The organism is Yoonia sp. (genome assembly GCF_030731595.1).
Lineage (GTDB): Bacteria > Pseudomonadota > Alphaproteobacteria > Rhodobacterales > Rhodobacteraceae > Yoonia.
Genome location: NZ_JANQTS010000087.1, coordinates 1 through 3251 on the forward strand (window position 1 = coordinate 1; position 3251 = coordinate 3251).

Consider the following 3251-nt stretch of genomic DNA (forward strand, 5'->3'; position numbering starts at 1 on the left):
GCAATCGTCGGCGCCCGTCGTGAAGTTTCCAATAAAGTTGGTGTGCCTCATTGCCGCGTAGCATCTGAGCATTCCGTTGGGATCTCGCACTGGCCATGTGACGGGTAGCCAAACCAAGAAAACATATGCCGGCAATTGCGTACATCGAAACGCGCGTCAAAGTGCTTTGTCACTAACGCAGAAAGTCTGTGATGACAGCGGTGCCCGGAGATGTCGGTCCATTCATGGCGCGCAGTTCGGCGCTGGCACCTGACAAAGGAATTTCTCTCGCGACCATCGGGCGAATGTCCACATCACCCCGCTCGATCATTCCCAAAAGCCGAGGGTATTTCCAAGACGGCATGCCTCGGGTACCGAAAAATGCAAGCTGCTTTGTATAGATGGCTCGCATGTTCACTTGCATCTGACCGCTCCCAGACGGCATGCCCACCTGAACGTGGCGCCCTAGTATCGCAAGGCATTCGACCGATGCGTTTGTTGTCGCCTCGATCCCGAGTGCCTCAATAGATACCTGTGCGCCGCCGCCAGTGATGTCACGAATTGCGGTCGCTACATCAACTTTTGCCGCGTTTACAGTGGCGTCTGCACCATGTTGTCTTGCGTGCTCCAATTTTTCTTCGACAATATCAACGACGACGACCTGAGCCCCCAACATCTTTGCCAAGAGCAAAACGGACAGGCCGATGCCGCCGGTCCCATGAACGGCCACCCATTCCCCCGCCTTTACATCGGCGCGATCCGTCAGGGCATGCCATGCCGTTGTCACCCGACACCCAAGTCCTGCCGCAAGTGCAGGCGATATAGAATCTGGAAGATGAACAAGATTGTGGTCGTAAGGCACGGCGACGAATTCGGCATATGCCCCCGGCGCGCCAAAACCGGGAACGATTTGTTGGGCGCAGGTATTTGAAACGCCGGTGCGGCAGGCGGCACAGCTCCCGCAGCCAAGTATGAATGGCGCGATCAGGCGGTCACCGATCTTGTGCTGTGCCAACGGGCCTGCATCTACGACAGTACCGCAATATTCGTGCCCCAGAATTGAGCCATTATGCACTTTCGGGTGTTCGCCGGTCCACCCGTGATAGTCCGAGCGACAAACACCGCAAGCCGCGACTTGTAGTACGACACCGTTGTCAGGGCAGACTGGGTCAGGGACGGTTTCGATTGAGAGATCTTCGTTAAAATTTCTAACGACTGCCGCAAGCATAAATGCACCCTTGTCTTTTTTTAATCGGATCGCCGGTCATCAATTCCGCAACCGCTATACCGGTCTATCACCCTTAACAGTGACACGCCGACCTTTGCGTTCCTCTGGCCAATAGTCCCAGATGGCGCGGTGCATGCAGCATCGATTATCCCAGAAAGCCATGTCATTCAGCGCCCATCGGAAGCGAATCTGATACCGAATATGTTCCGCATGCTCGAATAGTAGTTTTAGAACTGCATCGCTTTCACTTTCCGTCAGTCCCAATATTCTTGTGGTAAATGTGCGGTTCACAAACAGTGATTTCTTGCCCGTATCGGGGTGGGTTCGCACGACTGGATGAACTGCTTCCGGACAGTTGATATCAGCATCCTGCTTCCCGCGATCACTGTATCTTCCCTTGTAGATATGCTCCGAAGTATGGAGCGCAGATAGACCGTCGATCATTGTCTTGATTGGCTGGGACAAGTCATCGTAGGCGGCATACATATCGCTGAACATTGTATCGCCTCCACACTGTGGCGCGATGTGGATTTGAAGCATCGTTCCAAGTGGCGGTGTCTCGTCACACGATACGTCAGAATGCCAAAACTCTCCGTTTGCAATTTTTGAATCTTTGGTCGCATGGATCTCAAAAATCTCCGGGTGGCCAACCATGGTGGGTGCTGCCGGGTGCGCATGCAAAGGCCCAAAGCGCTTTCCAAAAATGACATGCTGTTCCGGCGGGATTTCTTTTTGCTCTTTAAAGAACAGGACCTGATATTTCAGAAACGCGTCATGGATCTCTGCGAACTGATCGTCAGGAACAGTTTGGCTCAGGTCAACACCGTATATCTCTGCGCCCAAATTTGGTGCGAAAGGTTTTGCAACGATCAACTCATATTCGTTTGTTCTTATAGCAACCATGAGAGCTCCATATTTCCTGCTTTGGCTTTTCCACACTATCGAAGCTTAATGATTAATAATTTTTAATAAAAATGAAAAATAATTGATATATACTTAATATTATGTTTACAAAAGATCGTGACTGGATGGTTCCCAGGTCATAGAGAGGGCTGACCGGAATGAGCATCCGTGCACTTCGCACCTTAATTTCCATCCATCGGCATGGCAGTTTTCGTGCTGCTGCCGAGGTTGAAAATCTGACCCCTGCGGCTGTTAGCCAGCAAATGCAAAACTTGGAGTCAGCTTGGAATCTGGAGTTATTTGAGCGTTCCCATAGATCTCCGAAGTTAACAGCGACTGGCCTCGCGCTGGTCGGTGAAGCCGAAGTTGTCGTTGCGGCCTACGACAGCCTTGCCGACAAGGTCAGTTCTGGCGATGGCATATCCGGAGAACTCATCTTGGGCGCAGTGCCGACCACTCTTACGGGACTGGTGCCGCTTGCCTTATCCCAACTCAAATTTTTGCATCCAGGCATACGAGTCCGCATAGTTCCCGGCTTATCAAACCAACTCTTGTTGCAAATTGACCGCAGCCAGATTCATGCTGCAATCATCTCGAAGCCAGAAGTGCTTTCGAGATCACTGAATTTCTCCAAAATCGCTGTTGAAAAAATGGTTCTCCTTACGGCCGAAAGTACGGAAAATCAGACCCCAGCAGAACTCTTGCGATCCCAACCATTTATTCGTTTCAATCGAGATGCAGTGGTGGGGAGGCAAATTGAAGCCTGGTTGCAAAACAACGAAATTGTCGTGAATGACGCGATGGAATTGGAGGGGCTTGAAGCGATCTCGAGTATGGTTGCGGCGGGGCTCGGCATTTCGATTGTCCCACAAAGATGCATCATCGAGAATGATCATCTACCGCTGAGAAAGATATCTCTGGGACCAGATGGCCCAAGTCGGTTACTGGGGCTTGTCAGTCGCACCGACTCGCCCAAGGCAGGCGCAATAAAGGCCGCGGAGACGGCCTTTCTAAAGGCAGTGTCGATTGGTGAATTTACAATAAAATCATGATTTTAGTTGTCATCTGGCTGCAAAGTAGGGGGCTGCGACTTTCGCCATTGCTACAAAGCCATCATTCACGACCACGCAGCGTGCAATAT

3 protein-coding genes are annotated in these 3251 nt (G+C 51.4%); 1 reads left to right on the top strand and 2 read right to left on the bottom strand.

Annotation, left to right across the window (positions count from 1 at the left end; all coding sequences use genetic code 11):
• Positions 1-172: 172 nt before the first annotated feature.
• Together NWQ23_RS10060 and NWQ23_RS10065 are read right to left on the bottom strand one after the other, a co-directional pair.
• Positions 173-1207, bottom strand: a complete 1035-nt coding sequence (locus NWQ23_RS10060; RefSeq protein ID WP_306166170.1) for a zinc-dependent alcohol dehydrogenase family protein — start codon at positions 1205-1207, stop codon at positions 173-175.
• Positions 1208-1261: 54 nt separating this feature from the next.
• Positions 1262-2110, bottom strand: a complete 849-nt coding sequence (locus NWQ23_RS10065; protein WP_306166171.1) for a TauD/TfdA family dioxygenase — start codon at positions 2108-2110, stop codon at positions 1262-1264.
• Positions 2111-2268: 158 nt separating this feature from the next.
• On the opposite strand from NWQ23_RS10065, the gene NWQ23_RS10070 reads away from it, so the two are divergent.
• The gene (locus tag NWQ23_RS10070; RefSeq protein ID WP_306166172.1) at positions 2269-3162 is read left to right on the top strand and encodes a LysR family transcriptional regulator; all 894 of its coding nucleotides are present in this window, start codon (positions 2269-2271) and stop codon (positions 3160-3162) included.
• The last annotated feature ends 89 nt before the right edge of the window (positions 3163-3251 follow it).

Coding starts and splice junctions, on each gene's coding strand:
- NWQ23_RS10065 (WP_306166171.1), bottom strand. CDS start 2,110: ATGGTTGCTATAAGAACAAACGAATATGAGTTGATCGTTGCAAAACCT.
- NWQ23_RS10070 (WP_306166172.1), top strand. CDS start 2,269: ATGAGCATCCGTGCACTTCGCACCTTAATTTCCATCCATCGGCATGGC.
- NWQ23_RS10060 (WP_306166170.1), bottom strand. CDS start 1,207: ATGCTTGCGGCAGTCGTTAGAAATTTTAACGAAGATCTCTCAATCGAA.